Here is a 14,457-nt window from a genome sequence, read left to right on the forward strand (position 1 = left end):
CGCCCACCTCGGCGAGCCGTGGGTATGGTCCACGCCATGAGCCGTCCGGTCGCGATCTACGAGAAGGCACTTCCCGGGGCCGCGTGGCCGGAGCTGTTCCGGCACGCGGCCCGGTGCGGGTACGCGGCGGTGGAGCTCGCGGTGGACGAGTCGGCCGAGCGGATCGCGCGGCTGGCATGGACGCGTGAGCAGCGTGCCGACGTGGCCCGCGCCGCGGCGGACGCCGGGGTCTCGATCGCCACGGTCACGCTCAGCGCCCACCGCGCCGCTCCGCTGGGCAGCGCCGATCCCGCCACGCGCGCCCGGTCGCGGGCGATGCTGGCGGACGCCGTCGCGCTGGCGGTGGACCTCGGTGCGAGCGCGGTCCAGGTGGCCGGGTACTTCACCTACTACGAGCCGGACCACGACGGCGCGCGCAATTGGTTCCTCGACGGGCTCGCCGAGGGCTGCGGGCTCGCCGAACGCGAGGGGATCGTGCTGGCCCTCGAGAACGTCGACGGCACCGACGTCACCGGCGTCGACGACGGCCTGTCGATCCTCGCGGACGTCGGGTCCCGGGCTCTGCGCCTCTACCTCGACGTCGGCAACCTCGCGGGGAACCGCAGGGACGTCGTGGCCGACCTGTCCGCGGGGCTGCCGCACGCGCACGCCGTGCAGCTCAAGGAGGCCAGGCCGGGCGAGTTCCGCAGGGTCGCCTTCGGCGCGGGCACCGTGCCGTGGCCGGACGTGGTGCGTCTGCTCGCCGCCACCCGTTACGACGGCCTGCTCGGCGTCGAGATGTGGAACGACGACGGCGACCCCGAGCTGCCGCGCGCGGCCCTGGCGTGGTTCCGGGAGCTCGAGGCGGAGGTTCAGCGCCTGCCGTCGAGGTAGGCCAGCGCCTGCGCCGTCTCCCGGTCGACGATCAGTGCGTTGACCAGTCCGCCGCGCAGCGCGGCGGCGATCGCCTCGCCCTTCTCCCGCCCCGCGGCGATACCGATGACGTGCGGGATGTTCCGCAGGTGCTCGAGCCGGAGACCGACGACCAGGTCCCTCGCCGGGTGGTCGAGGACCTGGCCGTCGTGGTCGAGGAACTGCCCCAGCACGTGGCCGACCGCTCCCTGCGCGCGCAACGCCCGCATGTCGGACTTCGTCAGGTAGTGGTCGAAGACCCCGGTCGCGTGCCGGAAACCGGCCCCGATGCCGACCACGGCGAGGTCGGCGGCTGCGGCGCGGCGCAGGGTCGAGGCCACCTCCGGGGACGACATCAGCGCGGCCGCGTCGCGCGGGGACCCCACGATGAGCGGGGCGTGCAGGGTGTGGGCCACGCCGTCGAACGCCGAGGCGAACCCGCGGCACAGCTCCGGGCCGTCCACGAGCGGGTTCTCCTCGCTCAGGCCGCCGACCATCTGGACGAAGGTGACGTCGGGAACGGCGACGGGCGACAGTCGCTGGAGCACCGCGCCGTGGACCCGGCCGTTGGACAGGCCGATGACCATGCCCGGGCGCACGATGCGGCCGAGGATGGCCGCGGCGGCCGCGCCGACCTCCGCGGTGCCGTTGTCGGTGGCGGGGGCGGTTCCGGTCACCCGCACGTTGGCGATGCCGAACCGCGTCGAGATCACCCGCTCCAGGTCGAACGCCCGTTCGAGCGGGTGGGCGATCTGGATGCGGACCACCCCGGAGCGGCGCGCGTCCGCGAGCATGCGCCCCACGGTGGGCCGCGAGTACCCGATGGCGGCGGCGATCTCCGCCTGGCTCATGCCGTCCTCGTAGTAGCGCCGCGCCACGTCGAGGATCTGCACGGTGCGTTCCCTGGACGGTTCCGGGTCCCATCCATCGAGCCATGGCGATGAACGGTTGCTTGACTTCGGGGAATTCACACCATCGCATGGTACGCACTCACGCTGCGGAAACCGCCGGTGAGGCGGACCGTGGAGGTGAACATCCGCTCAGCATGCGATTGCCGCCCGGCGCGGCCGTGGGAAACGGTGACGGTCCTCGACACCCCCTACACCGCCGAGGACAACCCGCCCAGCGCGTTCTCAACGAGGAGGACCTTCGGTGCACTCCACCGCCACGATTCCCGCCATCGAGCAGACGCCGCTCACCACACGTCAGCGGCTGCTCGTCGGCGCCGCCGTCGTCAGCAACACCGTCGAGTTCTTCGACTTCTTCATCATCGGATTCATCCTGTCGATGATCGCCGGGCCGTGGGGCCTCACGTTCGGCGAGAGCGCCGTCATCCTGCTCGCGGGCGGTCTCGGCACGACACTCGGCGCGATCGTGTGGGGACGGCTCGCCGACCGGATCGGCAGGCGCGCCTGCTTCCTGTGGACCGTCGCCATCTTCACGCTCGCCACCGGGGCCTGCGCCGCCGTGCCCGAGGGCAGCTGGCTGCTGCTGGCCCTGTTCCGGCTCGTGGTCGGGTTCGGCGTCGGCGGGCTCCCGGTCGTCGACATCCCGCTCATCTCCGAGTTCGTCCCCAGCCGCCTGCGCGCCAGGCTCGCCGGGCTCACCGTGGTCTTCATCCCGGTCGGGCTCTACCTCGGCGCGCAGGCCGCGTCCCTGTGGGGCGACTCGCTCGGGTGGCGCGGCCTGCTGCTCCTCGGCCTGATCCCGATCCTGCTGATGTTCCCCATCCGCATGATCGTCCGGGAGTCGCCGCGCTGGCTCGTCAGCCAGGGCCGGCTGGAGGAGGCACGGGCCAGCGTCGCCTGGTACCGCCACATGGACCCCGCCGACGTCGTACTCCCGACCGCGGAGGAGCTGGCCGCGGAGCGCAACGGCACGGGCTACCGCCGGGTGTGGCGCGACCACCGCAGGGTCCTGCTCATCACGACCATCGGCTCGTTCTGCTTCATCACGGCATCGGCCTCCGTGCAGGCGTGGGGACCGACCCTGCTGACGCAGTTGCTCGACATCACCGCCGCGGACGCCGCGAACATGTTCATCCTCGTCAGCGCCATGTCGCTGGTCGGCAGGCTGATCACGTCCCGCCTCGCCGAGCGTCTCGGCCGCCGTCCCATCATGGTGACCTGCGGCCTCGTCGGCGCCGGGTTCGTCGCCGTGTCCGCCATGGCGGGCGACGCGGTCCTGGTCGGCGTGTCGGTCTTCTACCTCGGCGTGCTGGGCGCGTTCCTCTTCGGCGACGGCTCGTTCGGCATCCTCAACACCTACACGGCCGAGATGTTCCCCTCCGAGGTGCGCGGCACCGGGCTCGGCCTGGCCTACGGCCTCGGCGCGCTGGGCAAGGTGTTCGGCCCCGCCCTCCTCGGGATCGTCTCCGGCGGCGGAAACCTCATCACGCCGAAGGCGACCCAGGACGCCGTCACCCCGGCGTTCCTGATCATGGCCGCGCTGTTGGTCGTCGGTGCGGCGATCTACAGCCGGGCACCGGAGACCCGAGGGCGCAGCCTCGAGCAGATCGCGGCGCTGCCCTCGGCGCCGGATCGCGCATCCCACCCCACATCCCACTGATGGAGACAGGAGATCACATGGGCAAGGTTCGGACGGTGCTCGGCGACGTCGACGCGTCGACACTCGGGTACACGCTCGCCCACGAGCACATCCTCACCAGGCCGCAGGGCCACGGGTCCAAGAACGAGACGGACCACCTGCTGGACGACTACGACAAGGCCGTCCAGATGCTCAGCGAGTACCGCGAGATCGGCGGCGGCACCATCGTCGAGGCGACCCCGAAGACGTGGGGCCGCGACGCCGAGGGGATGGCGCGGGCGGCCAAGGAGACCGGCGTCCACGTGGTCGCGTGCACGGGCTACATCTGCCAGGAGCACGGCATGCCAGACGACATCGCCGAGTGGGACCGTGACGTGGTCGTCCAGGAGATGGTCGACGACATCACGGTCGGGATGGACGGCACCGACGCCAAGGCCGGGTGGATCAAGGTCGGCGGCGCGTACCTGCACATCACGCCGGGGGAGGAGCACGTCATCCGCGCCGCCGTGCAGGCGGCGAACGAGACCGGGGTGTGCGTCCACGCGCACACGACCAACGGCACGATGGGCATCGAGATCCTGGAGATCGCGGCCGACGAGGGCTTCGACCTGTCCCGGTTCATCGTGGCGCACGTGGACCGCAACCCCGACCTCTGGTACCACCGCAAGATGCTGGAGACCGGCGCGTCCCTCATCTACGACGGGCCGGGGAAGGCGAAGTACTACCCCGACAGCATGCGCATCGCCCTGCTCCGCCAGCTGGTCGAGGACGGCTACGAGGACCAGCTCATGTTGTGCAACGACATGGGCCGCCGGTCGCACCACACCGTCTACGGCTTCGGCCCCGGCTGGCAGTGGATCAAGCAGCGGTTCCTGCCGCGCCTGCTGGAGGAGGGCTTCACCGAGGCCCAGATCGACAAGTTCATGGTCCACAACCCGGCGCGGCTGTACTCGCTGGCGGAGCCCCGGCCGTGACACGCGGTCCACTGATCCAGCTCGCACTCGACACCGAGGACCTCGCCGGTGCGGTCCGGGTGGCGGCACGGTCCGGTGTGGACGTCGTCGAAGCGGGCACGGTGCTCCTGCTGCACCGCGGACTGGACGCCGTGCGGGCGCTGCGTGCCGCGGTGCCGGGCGCGCCGCTGGTCGCGGACGTGCGGATCGCGCGCGCGGGTGAGATGTTCGCCGGCATGGTGTTCGACGCGGGAGCCGACCGGGTCACCGTCGTGGGCGAGGCGGGCAGGGCGGTCGTGGCGGGCGCCGCCCGCGCGGCGGCGCGCGCGGGCGGCGAGGTCGAGGTGGAACTGTGGCCGACGTGGACGGAGGAGGCACTCGCCGCGCTGCTCGTCGACGAGGTCCGCCGCGTCATCGTCCACCGGCCGGGCGGCGTCACCGCCGCCGACGACGAGACGACCCGCGGTGCGCTGGACCGGCTCGCCGCGATGGACCTCGGCGACCGGGAGGTGACGCTCGCCGGCGGCATCGGCCCCGGCGACCTGCGGCACTTCGCCGGGCGACCGTTCGACGTCGTCGCCGTCGGCAAGGCCATCGCGCAGGCGGCGGACCCCGCGCGGGTCACGGAGGCGCTGCGGCGCGAACTCGACGACCTGGAGGTGTGGCATGGCGCCCCGCTATGACGTGACGGCGATCGGTGAGGGCGGTCTGCGGCTGAGCGTGCCCTCGGGCGACCGGCTCGAGGTGGCCACGTCGCTGGACGTCAACGTCGTCGGCACGGAGGCGAACGTCGTCTCGAGCCTCGCGCGGCTGGGGTGGCGGACCGGCTGGGCGAGCGCGGTCCCGGACGGTCCGCTCGGACGCCGGGTCGAGAACGCGCTGACGGCCCACGGGGTCGACATCGGCAACGTCGTCCGCGTCCCGGGTGCGCGGGTGGGCAGCTACTTCGTGGAGTACGGGGCGGCGCCCCGGCCCACGCTCGTCCACTTCGACCGGGCAGGCACGGCGTTCACCCAGCTCACCCCCGAGCAGGTGAACTGGGACTCGGTCCTCGACACCCGGCTCATCCACCTGACCGGGCTCACCGTGCCGCTCTCGGACGGCGTGCACAAGGTGGTGGAGGAGGCGTTCAGCCGGGCCAGGGACCGCGGCGTGCCGGTGTCGTTCGACGTCAACTTCCGCGCCCGGCTGTGGACCTGCGAGGAGGCCGCCGCCAAGCTGCGGCCGTTCGTCGAGAGCGCGGACATCCTGTTCTGCCGCCACGGCGACGCGCGGCAGCTGTTCGGCTTCGGCCCCACCGCCGAGGACGCGCTGGCGGCGCTGTGCGAGATGAGTTCGGCGCGACACGTGCTCGTCAGCTCCAGCGAGCACGGCGTCGTCGCGTCGGTCGACGGCCGCCGCGTCACCGCCCCGGCCTGCCCCGTCGACATCGTCGACCGGCTCGGCGCGGGCGACGGCCTCGCGGCGGGCTTCCTGCACGGCTGGCTGTCCGACGACCTGGAGCACGCGCCGATGCTGGCGACCGCGATGGCGGCGCTGGCCCTGTCCCAGCGAGGCGAGCAGGTGATCACGACCCGGCAGGAGCTCGCCGACGTGATGGCCGACCCGAACACGAACCTCAACCGATGACGCCGTCGAAGGGAGACACCGCGATGAGCGGAACCACGATGCCGGCGGACCGGTCCGCACTGGCCACCGCGGACGTCACGCCGGAGAGCGTCGCGCGCCGCATCCGTGCGCGCGTGCTGGAACTGACCCTGCTGCAGGACGGCTGCTACCTCAGCCAGGCCCTGTCGTCCGCCGAGATGCTGGCCACGCTGTACACCCGCGTGCTGCGGCTGGCCGAGGTGCCAGAGCCGCTGCCGGCGCCGCCGTTCACGGGCGTTCCCGGCGCGCGGGCGCCATCCCCGTCCGGCGGCCGGTTCCACGGCGAGAAGGGACCGGGCTTCGACCGGTTCCTCATCTCGCCCGCCCATTACGCCGTGGCGATCTACGCGGCGCTGGAGTCGGTCGGCCGGCTGGAGCCCGGGGCGTTCGAGACGTTCAACACCGACGGCAGCACCCTGGAGATGATCGGCGCCGAACACTCGCCCGGCTTCGAACTGACCACGGGCTCGTTCGGCCAGGCACTCAGCCAGGCCGCCGGGATCGCGTTGGTGCGCAAGCGAAAAGGCGACACCGGACGCACCGTCGTGTTCATGTCCGACGGCGAGCTCGAGGAGGGGCAGACCTGGGAGGGCGTGCAGGCCAGTGCCTTCTACTCGCTGTCGGACCTGCTCCTGTTCGTCGACGTCAACGGGCAGCAGGTCGACGGCCGCACCGCGGACATCATGAACGTCGAGCCGATCGACGCCCGCTTCACGGCGTTCGGCTGGGAGGTCGCGGTGGTCGACGGGCACGACCCGGCCGCCATCGAGACGGCCGTGGCGACGCGCGCGGGCGACCGCCCGTTCGCGCTCCTCTGCTACACCGACACCGCGCGCGGTGTGCCGTACCTGAACGCGCGCAAGCCCAACCTCCACTACGTGCGTCCCAAGGACGACACCGACCGGCGCGAGCTGCGCGAGGCGCTCGACGCCCTGAGAGGAGACGCATCGTGATCGAGCAGCAGGTCCACTCCCGCAACCTCGTGGCGTGGGCGGCCGACAAGCCGGACGTGTGCGTCCTGTCCGGTGACCTGACCGGGTCGACCGAGATCGCGAGGTTCCGCGACACCTACCCGGACCGGTTCTTCAGCATGGGCATGGCCGAACAGAACATGCTCAGCTGGGCGGGCGGCATGGCGCGCGAAGGCATGGTGCCGTTCCTGCACACGTTCGCGGTGTTCCTCGTCCGGCGGCCCTACGACCAGCTCGCGATGTCGGTCTGCTACCCGAACCTCCCGGTGAAGCTCATCGGCTTCCTGCCCGGGATCATGACGCCGGGCGGGGTGACGCACCAGGCCATCGAGGACGTGTCCCTCATGCGCGGCCTGCCGAACATGACCGTGCTGGAGACCGGCGACGCCACCGACATCGAGAGCGTTCTCGACGTGGCGTACGCGGTGGACGGTCCGGTGTACGTGCGGATGCTCCGTGGCGCGGTGCCGCGGCTGTTCTCCACCCCGATGGAACTCGACCGCGTCCGCCGCGTGCGCGAGGGCGCCGACATCACCGTCTTCTCGTCGGGCATCTGCACCGAGGAGGTCATACGTGCGTGCGAGGTGTTGCAGCGCAACGGGATCTCGGCCACACACGCGCACGTCACGACACTCAAGCCGTTCGCCGACCCGGCGGTCGTCGACATGGCGCGGGCGGCGTCCCGGCTCGTCGTGACGGTCGAGAACCACAACGTCATCGGTGGCCTCGGGACCGCGGTCGCCGAGCGGATGGCGGAGGCGGCGGTCGGCACCCCGCTGCTGCGCATCGGGATCGACGACCAGTTCGCGCACGGCGCCAGCGCCCCGTACCTCAAGGACAAGTACGGGATCTCGGCGCGCCGGATCGTCGAGCGGGTCGCGGCCACGCTGGGTGCGACGATCCATGTCGACGAGGACGAGCTGGCGGCCGTGGACGTGTCGGTCTCGATCGGCTCCGAACAGCTGGAGGCACTGTGAGCACGTTCCCCTCCGACCTGCGCGAGCAGGTCTGGCGCGCCAACCGCGAACTGCTGTCGGCCGGTCTCGTCGTCGGCACGAGCGGCAACGTGTCCGGTCGTGACCCGGGCACCGGGCTGATCGCGATCAAGCCCAGCGGTGTCTCCTTCGCGGACCTGGCGCCGGAGCACCTCGTCGTCGTCGACGACCACGGCCGGGTCGTCGCGGGCGAGCTGAAACCCTCCGTGGACACGCTCTCCCACTGCCTGGTCTACCGCGAACGCGAGGACGTGCACGGCGTGGTGCACACGCATTCCCGCTACGCCACGACGTTCGCCATCCGCGGCGAGGACGTGCCCGTGCTGACGACGACGCAGGCCGCGCTGTTCGGGGGACCCATCCCGTGCTCCGGCTACGCCGTCATCGGCGAGGAGGAGATCGGCCGGGAGGTGGTGCGGCACGTCGGCGGCGGCTCCGCGGTGCTGATGCGCTCGCACGGCGTCTTCACCATCGGCGCCACCGTCGACAAGGCGCTGCGCGCCGCGATCTACACGGAGGAGTGCGCCGAGCACGCCCACCTCGCGCTCCAGCGTGGGCCCGTGGCCGCGCTGGCGCCGGACGCCGTCGCGGCGTCCCGCCGGTGGTACCTGTCCGACTACGGGCAGCAGCCCGTGGGGCGGGGAGCCTAGCCGTGGCGACGTCGTTCGTGTTGCGTGTTCCCGGTGAGGTGCTGTTCGGGCCCGGTGTGGCGGCGGAGCGGTTGCCCGACCTGGTGGCGGCGCGCGGGCGGCGTTGCCTGGTGTTCGCGGGTGGGTCCGCGCGACGGTACGCCGGCCTGTTGTCCGGTCTTGGCGGCGAGGTCGACGTTCGCGGGGTCACCGGTGAGCCGACCGTCGACGTGGTGCGGTCGGAGTTGCGGCACGCGCGGGAGTTCGGCCCGGACATCGTGGTGGGGGTCGGTGGCGGCAGCGTCATCGACGTGGCCAAGGCGGTCGGCGCGTTGCTCGGGCAGGACGCGCCGCCCGAGACCTATCTCGAGGTGGTCGGTGAGGGGCGCGCGGTCGAGGCGCCCGGCGTGCCCGTGATCGCCGTCCCGACCACGGCGGGGGCCGGGTCCGAGGCCACCGCCAACGCCGTGCTCGCCGTGCCGTCGCACGGTGTGAAGGTCAGCGTCCGCGGCCCTGCGGTGCTGCCCGCGGTCGCGCTCGTGGACCCGGCGCTCACCCTGACGTGCCCTCCCGCGGTCACGGCGGCGAGCGGGCTCGACGCGCTGACCCAGTGCCTGGAACCACTCGTGTCCGTGTTCGCGAACCCGCTGTCGGACGGGTACGCACGGGAGGGCCTGCGCCGGGCGGGCCGCAGCCTGCGTCGGGCCCACGGTGCTGGCGAGGACCTCGCCGCCCGCTGCGACATGAGCCTCGCCGCCACCTTCGGCGGGATCGCGCTCGCCAACGCCAAACTCGGCGCCGTGCACGGCATCGCCGGGGTGCTGGGCGGTGTCCTCGCCGCCCCGCACGGTGCCATCTGCGCCCGCCTGCTCGGCCCGGTCGTCGCCCGGAACCTCACCGCCCTGCACGCGAGGCGGCCCGACAGCCCCGCCGTCGCCCGCTACGCGGAAGCCGCCGGTCTTGTTCTCGGCCGACCCGCCGAACCGGCCGACCTGGTCACCTGGATCGAGGAAACCGTCCGGCAACTGGAGGTTCCCCGCCTCACCGCCATGGGATGGACGCCGGAGAAGACCACCGAGGTCGTCGCCGCGGCACAACGCTCCAGCAGCATGCGCGGCAATCCGCTCCCGCTCACCGACGCCGAGGTCACGACGGTCCTCGAACTCGCCGCCTGAACGCCTCACTACTAGGCTGCATAGTAGAGTCGTCGTCGTGAGTCGAACCGGTGCGGATGTTCGTGTCCTGGTCATCGCTTGTTCGCTGGCCGTGGCGGCGGGGGTGGCGGGGTGCGCCGTCCCTGGTGAGCCGGTGGAGGAGCCGGTCAGCTCGGTGGCGCCGGCGCGTCCCGCGCCCGAGGTGGCGGACGGGGCGCGGCCCGCGCTGGTCGGGGAGCCGCGGTGGCGCGCCCCGTTCGACGACATGCCGAACGCGGTGGCGGACGTGTTCGTCGGCGTGATCTACCCGAAGGACGACCAGTCGGCGTTGTCGATCGTCGGTGTGGACGGCACCGGTGTGACGCGGTGGTCGGTGGAGACCGATCCCGCGTGCCTGTCGTTCGGCGTGAGCGAGGCGGCGGGGCGGGCGGTGGCCGTCGTGTTGTCCAACGACGGTGACGCGCGCGCGGGCAAGCTCGCGACGACCGTGGCCGCGAGCGCCTACGACGTGCACACCGGGAAACGCGTGTGGGGACCGGTGACGGTGCCCGGTCCGGTGCAGGGTCCGGGGCTGATCTTCTGGCAGAACTCACCGTCGGTGGTGGGGGCGGACGCCGAGACGGGCAAGCTGATGCTCGCGGCGGCTACCGGCGAACCGGTGCCCGGCCCCGCCGGTTCGGAGCCGGTGTACGAGCACGACGGCGTCGGCCTGTTCTCCCGCGACGGCGAGCTGACCGCGGTGGACACGTCCACCGGCGCGACCCTGTGGCGGTCGCCGGACCTCGCGGGCGGGCGTGCCGAGCCGGCCGACGCGCCGCGTGCCTCGGACCGGGACGTGATCGCCGTCCGGTGGGAGCGCCAGGACGGTACCGTCGAGACGGTGCTGCACGACCTGCGGTCGGGCCGGGCCATCACGACGGCCGGTGCCGGTGGTGACGACCTGCGGACCACCGTCCTCCCGGACGCCGGCGCGGTCGTCGTCGCCGACCCGGCCGGTGCGCGTGCGGTGGACCGCGCGACGGGTGAGGTCCGGTGGGAGCGCGCGGACGGCGCAGCGCTGGACCTGACGGTCGTGGACGGGGACGTCGTCTACGGCAGCGCGGACGGCCGGTCGGTGGCGGTCGACATCAGGACGGGGAAGACGGTCGCGACGGGTTCGTGGCCGGTGCCGTGGGCGCGGGCCGAGGGCGGGGTACTGCTCGCCCCGGTGCAGGGCGGCGGTGACGGCGCCAGGGTGGCGGGTTCCGGGCAGGCCGTCGTGGCCTACCGGCGGGCGTGAACGGACGGGACCGGGAGGTGACCGGGGTGCGCGGGCTGGGTGAGCTCGAGTCGGCGGTGATGGACGTGGTGTGGGAGGCGCACGCCCCCATGCTGGTGCGAGACGTGCTGGAGGCCCTCGCGCCGGACCGGCCGCTGGCATACACGACGGTGCTGACCGTGCTGGACAAGCTGCACGGCAAGGGCTGGGTGCGCCGGGAGCAGGTCGGCCGGGCGTTCGCGTACACCCCCGTCGCGTCGCGGGAGGAGGTCGGGGCCCGGCTCTTGCGCGAGGTCCTCGAGTCGAGCGGCGACGTCGAGCGGGTGCTGCTGCACTTCGCCCGCTCGAGTTCGCCGGAGGAGGCACGCATCCTGCGCCGTGCCCTCGGCGCCGAGAACGTGGCGGAGGAGCCGTGACGCTGGCGATCGGGCTCGTCCTCGCCGCGACCGTGATCGGCGTGCTCGGACCCTGGTACCTGGCCGCCATGGTCAGGCCTGCCGTGCGGCCCGGGCTCGCGCTCGTGGCGTGGGCCAGCTCCGCGGTCCTGTTCGTCGGCGCGATGCTCGTGGCGAGCCTGTTGCTGGCGTTGCCGAAGGGCAGCGGCCTGGACGGGTTCATCGGCATGGCGGGCAGCTGCGTGAACATCGTGCGGCAGGACGGCGACGTCGTCTGGGCGCACGTTGTCCGGCTCGGCGTCGCCGCCGTGCTGTTCAGCCTCGTGATGCGGGTCGCGGTGGTGGCCGTCGGCGCCGTACGCAGGCAGCGGCGGTGGCGGCGCGACCACGTGTCCCTGCTCGGCGCGCTCGCCCGCCCCGACCGCGGGGTGTTCTGGCTGGACGCGCCGCTGCCGGTGGCCTACAGCGTGGGCGGACGTCGTGGCTGGGTGGTCGCGACGAGCGCGGTCGACGGGCTGGGGCCCCGCAGGCGGGCGGCCATCCTGTCGCACGAGGAGGCGCACCTGCGTGGCCGCCACCACCTGCTGGTGCTGGGCGCGGAGGTCCTCGCCTCGGCGCTGCCGTTCGTGCCGCTGTGCAGGCGGGCGCCCGCGGCGGTGCGGGTGCTCGCCGAGCTCGCGGCCGACGTCGGCGCGGCGCGGCGCCACGGCACGGGTGCGGTGCGGTCCGCGCGGCCCTGTGGTGCGGGGCCGGGCTGGTCTCGGGTCAGCACGGTGGCGGTGGTGCTCATGTCGGCGGTGCCCGCGGCGTTCGCGACGGCCTCCGCGGCGGTGCTGCTCCTGCTCTGGTGCCTCACCCGGGTGTGACGCATTCCTCGCCGACACACCCGCGCAGCCGCCAGCGCACGCCGACGGCGAGCGCGAGCAGCGCCAGTGAGACCAGGGCCAGCACCGGCTGCACCGGCGCCCACAGCCCGAGCGCACCGGAGGTGCCGATGGCCGCGAGCACGATCTTGTTGCACACCGGGCAGCCGACGGCGAACACCGCCAGCAGCACCCCGGACGCGACCCGGCCCTCGGCCCGCCGCGGTGCCTGGATGGCGAACCACGCGGTGGTGAGGAGCACGGTCGCGGCCAGCACGGGGTACTCCCACCAGCGCACGGGGATCTCCCGGCCGAACCAGGGGTTGGCGACGATGTCCGTCGGCACGCCGACGACCAGCAGGGTGAGCAGCCCCAGCGCGGCCGCTCTGGCGTATCGGTAGTTCCGTGACCTCACCGTGGCTCCCCCTCACGCGACTCGACCCGCTCCGCGTGCCGCCTGCGCACCAGCCTGAGTACGAGCAGGCCGATCGCGGCCAGCACGGCGACGAGGAGAACGGCGGCGTCGGACACGGCCCTGGCCGCTCGTCCGAGCCACAGCTGCAGGTCGTACTGTTCGTCGACACCGACGAACCCACCCAGGTTCGCGGTGCCCTCGGTCAGCAGGAACAGCAGTCCGATCGCGACGAACAACGCGCCGGAGACCAGCGACGTGGTGTGGGTGCGCACCGGCCCCCACCGCAGCTCGCGGCCGCGCAGCCACCGCCGTCGCCCGAGCCCGAACCGTTCCCACACCACGGCGAGCACGAACAGCGGCGCCGCCATTCCCAGCGCGTAGACACCCATCAGGAGCCCACCGTAGAACGGGTCACCGCCGACCGCGGACACGGTCAGCACGCTGCCCAGCAGGGGGCCCGCGCAGAACCCCGCGAGGCCGTACACCGCACCGAGCGCGACGACCGACGCGAACGAGGACACCCGGATGCGCGCGGTGGCCCGTTGGGCGGTGGCGACGCCGAAGCCCAGGCCGAGCATCGTGGCGACACCGAGCGCCACGACCACCAGCCCACCGATCGTGGTGGCGATGCCGCGGTAGCGGGTCAGCAACGCGCCGAGCGCACCCACTCCCGCGCCGAGCGGCACGAGGACCGCGGCGAGCCCGAGGTAGAACGCGAGGGTGCGGGCGACCAGCGCACCCAGCCGGTCGAAGGCGTAGGCGAAGAACGAGGGCAGCAGCAACGCCGAGCACGGGCTCACCAGGGCGAGCAGTCCGCCGAGGAACGCGCCGAGCAACCCGACCCCGGTCATGACCGGGCCGCGGCGGCGTCGATCACGCGCGTGAACTCCTCGAGCGGCTGTGCGCCGAGTACCGGGACGCCGTTGATCACGAACGCCGGCGTGCTCGACACGCCGATCGACTGCCCCTCGACGAGGTCGGCCCCGATCGCGGCGTCGTGGGTGCCGTCGCGCAGCTCCGCGGTGAACCGGGCGATGTCCGGGACACCGGCCTGCTTGGCGAAGTCGATCAGCGTTCGCTCGGTCATCTCGGGGTGCCCGCGCGGGGGCGCCGCCGCGGCGACCGCGTGGTTGAACTCCCAGAACCGTCCCTGCGCGCCCGCCGCGCGGCCCGCTCGCGCCGCGGCCACGGACTGGTCCCCGAAGATCGGGAAGTCGCGCCACTCGATCCGCAGGACACCGTCGTGGACGTAACGGTCGACCAGCAGCGGCTCGGTGTCGCGGGTGTACTTCGCGCAGAACGGGCAGCGGAAGTCCGAGTACATCACGAGCGTGACCGGCGCGTCCGTGGCGCCGAGCGCCAGCGGATCCCCGTCATCGCGGCGGGCAAGGCGATCCAGCGGCCCGGGCGCCTCGGACGACTCGGCCGTGTGCCCCGCGTCACGCGTGCCACCGGACGCGGTCGCGGCGTCCCCCTTGGCCGCCACCAGGTACACGACCAGACCGACCGCGACGACGGCCAGCACGACGATCACCCAGACCTCGCCACGCGCACCGGTTCTGCTCCCCATGGCACCTCCTGCCCCGTCCGACATCATCTACTATGCACCATAGTAGACACACGGCCGAACAGACCCACAACCCCGCGAGTCGCGCTCTCGGACACACCGAGTTGTACGTTTCGTGCAGGCGGATGATCTCGCGGACCACCGGCGGGGGAGGCCCGGGTGCGCGCACGTG

Annotated in this window: 16 protein-coding genes; 12 read left to right on the forward strand and 4 right to left on the reverse strand. The window is 72.9% G+C overall.

All coding sequences use genetic code 11. The features are described from left to right. The first annotated feature begins 36 nt into the window (after positions 1–36). On the forward strand, positions 37–873 hold the full coding sequence (locus ACIBVP_RS36030) for an L-ribulose-5-phosphate 3-epimerase (protein WP_396110946.1): 837 nt from the start codon (positions 37–39) through the stop codon (positions 871–873). Here the strand turns inward: ACIBVP_RS36030 and ACIBVP_RS36035 are convergent. Beyond that, positions 852–1,784, reverse strand: coding sequence for a sugar-binding transcriptional regulator (locus ACIBVP_RS36035; protein ID WP_396110947.1), 933 nt, complete (start codon positions 1,782–1,784; stop codon positions 852–854). The two genes, ACIBVP_RS36030 and ACIBVP_RS36035, sit on opposite strands and share 22 nt — an antisense overlap. 259 nt (positions 1,785–2,043) lie before the next feature. Here ACIBVP_RS36035 and ACIBVP_RS36040 point away from each other — a divergent pair, with 259 nt between their 5' ends. Genes ACIBVP_RS36040 through ACIBVP_RS36090 form a run of 11 tightly spaced genes read left to right on the forward strand, consistent with a single transcriptional unit; the run spans position 2,044 to position 12,306 of the window. Next, a complete protein-coding gene (locus ACIBVP_RS36040; RefSeq protein ID WP_396110948.1) occupies positions 2,044–3,459 on the forward strand; it encodes an MFS transporter in 1,416 nt (471 codons plus the stop codon). Between the two features lie 17 nt (positions 3,460–3,476). Continuing rightward, positions 3,477–4,412 (forward strand): phosphotriesterase, encoded by a 936-nt coding sequence (locus ACIBVP_RS36045; RefSeq protein ID WP_396110949.1) that lies wholly within the window; start codon positions 3,477–3,479, stop codon positions 4,410–4,412. After that, on the forward strand, positions 4,409–5,074 hold the full coding sequence (locus tag ACIBVP_RS36050; protein WP_396110950.1) for an orotidine 5'-phosphate decarboxylase / HUMPS family protein: 666 nt from the start codon (positions 4,409–4,411) through the stop codon (positions 5,072–5,074). The genes ACIBVP_RS36045 and ACIBVP_RS36050 overlap by 4 nt, the downstream gene beginning before the upstream one ends. Then, the gene (locus tag ACIBVP_RS36055) at positions 5,058–6,020 is read left to right on the forward strand and encodes a sugar kinase (protein ID WP_396110951.1); all 963 of its coding nucleotides are present in this window, start codon (positions 5,058–5,060) and stop codon (positions 6,018–6,020) included. The genes ACIBVP_RS36050 and ACIBVP_RS36055 overlap by 17 nt, the downstream gene beginning before the upstream one ends. A gap of 23 nt (positions 6,021–6,043) precedes the next feature. Next, positions 6,044–6,991 (forward strand): transketolase, encoded by a 948-nt coding sequence (locus tag ACIBVP_RS36060; RefSeq protein ID WP_396110952.1) that lies wholly within the window; start codon positions 6,044–6,046, stop codon positions 6,989–6,991. Further along, on the forward strand, positions 6,988–7,986 hold the full coding sequence (locus ACIBVP_RS36065) for a transketolase family protein (protein ID WP_396110953.1): 999 nt from the start codon (positions 6,988–6,990) through the stop codon (positions 7,984–7,986). Before ACIBVP_RS36060 ends, ACIBVP_RS36065 begins: the two co-directional genes overlap by 4 nt. Beyond that, entirely contained in the window at positions 7,983–8,654 is a 672-nt protein-coding gene (locus tag ACIBVP_RS36070) for an L-ribulose-5-phosphate 4-epimerase (protein ID WP_396110954.1), read from the forward strand. Before ACIBVP_RS36065 ends, ACIBVP_RS36070 begins: the two co-directional genes overlap by 4 nt. Positions 8,655–8,656: 2 nt before the next feature. Beyond that, positions 8,657–9,808, forward strand: a complete 1,152-nt coding sequence (locus ACIBVP_RS36075; protein WP_396110955.1) for an iron-containing alcohol dehydrogenase — start codon at positions 8,657–8,659, stop codon at positions 9,806–9,808. 37 nt (positions 9,809–9,845) lie between these two features. Then, positions 9,846–11,066 (forward strand): PQQ-binding-like beta-propeller repeat protein, encoded by a 1,221-nt coding sequence (locus ACIBVP_RS36080; RefSeq protein WP_396110956.1) that lies wholly within the window; start codon positions 9,846–9,848, stop codon positions 11,064–11,066. Positions 11,067–11,092: 26 nt separating this feature from the next. Then, positions 11,093–11,461, forward strand: a complete 369-nt coding sequence (locus ACIBVP_RS36085; protein ID WP_396111123.1) for a BlaI/MecI/CopY family transcriptional regulator — start codon at positions 11,093–11,095, stop codon at positions 11,459–11,461. Then, positions 11,458–12,306 carry a M56 family metallopeptidase gene (locus ACIBVP_RS36090; RefSeq protein WP_396110957.1) on the forward strand — a complete coding sequence of 283 codons (849 nt, stop codon included), beginning with the start codon at positions 11,458–11,460 and terminating at the stop codon, positions 12,304–12,306. Before ACIBVP_RS36085 ends, ACIBVP_RS36090 begins: the two co-directional genes overlap by 4 nt. On the opposite strand, the gene ACIBVP_RS36095 is transcribed toward ACIBVP_RS36090, so the two are convergent. Genes ACIBVP_RS36095 through ACIBVP_RS36105 form a run of 3 tightly spaced genes read right to left on the reverse strand, consistent with a single transcriptional unit; the run spans position 12,293 to position 14,288 of the window. Next, positions 12,293–12,718, reverse strand: a complete 426-nt coding sequence (locus ACIBVP_RS36095; protein ID WP_396110958.1) for a hypothetical protein — start codon at positions 12,716–12,718, stop codon at positions 12,293–12,295. The two genes, ACIBVP_RS36090 and ACIBVP_RS36095, sit on opposite strands and share 14 nt — an antisense overlap. Then, entirely contained in the window at positions 12,715–13,569 is an 855-nt protein-coding gene (locus ACIBVP_RS36100) for a cytochrome c biogenesis CcdA family protein (protein ID WP_396110959.1), read from the reverse strand. Before ACIBVP_RS36100 ends, ACIBVP_RS36095 begins: the two co-directional genes overlap by 4 nt. Beyond that, the gene (locus ACIBVP_RS36105) at positions 13,566–14,288 is read right to left on the reverse strand and encodes a DsbA family protein (protein ID WP_396110960.1); all 723 of its coding nucleotides are present in this window, start codon (positions 14,286–14,288) and stop codon (positions 13,566–13,568) included. Before ACIBVP_RS36105 ends, ACIBVP_RS36100 begins: the two co-directional genes overlap by 4 nt. Between the last annotated feature and the right edge of the window lie 169 nt (positions 14,289–14,457).

Source organism: Actinophytocola sp. NPDC049390, from assembly GCF_044466355.1.
Classification (GTDB): domain Bacteria; phylum Actinomycetota; class Actinomycetes; order Mycobacteriales; family Pseudonocardiaceae; genus Actinophytocola.

What these genes read in the sequence shown, in the direction of transcription:
- ACIBVP_RS36030 (WP_396110946.1), top strand. Translation starts at nt 37, where the DNA reads ATGAGCCGTCCGGTCGCGATCTACGAGAAGGCACTTCCCGGGGCCGCG.
- ACIBVP_RS36045 (WP_396110949.1), top strand. Translation starts at nt 3,477, where the DNA reads ATGGGCAAGGTTCGGACGGTGCTCGGCGACGTCGACGCGTCGACACTC.
- ACIBVP_RS36055 (WP_396110951.1), top strand. Translation starts at nt 5,058, where the DNA reads ATGGCGCCCCGCTATGACGTGACGGCGATCGGTGAGGGCGGTCTGCGG.
- ACIBVP_RS36060 (WP_396110952.1), top strand. Translation starts at nt 6,044, where the DNA reads ATGAGCGGAACCACGATGCCGGCGGACCGGTCCGCACTGGCCACCGCG.
- ACIBVP_RS36100 (WP_396110959.1), bottom strand. Translation starts at nt 13,569, where the DNA reads ATGACCGGGGTCGGGTTGCTCGGCGCGTTCCTCGGCGGACTGCTCGCC.
- ACIBVP_RS36105 (WP_396110960.1), bottom strand. Translation starts at nt 14,288, where the DNA reads ATGGGGAGCAGAACCGGTGCGCGTGGCGAGGTCTGGGTGATCGTCGTG.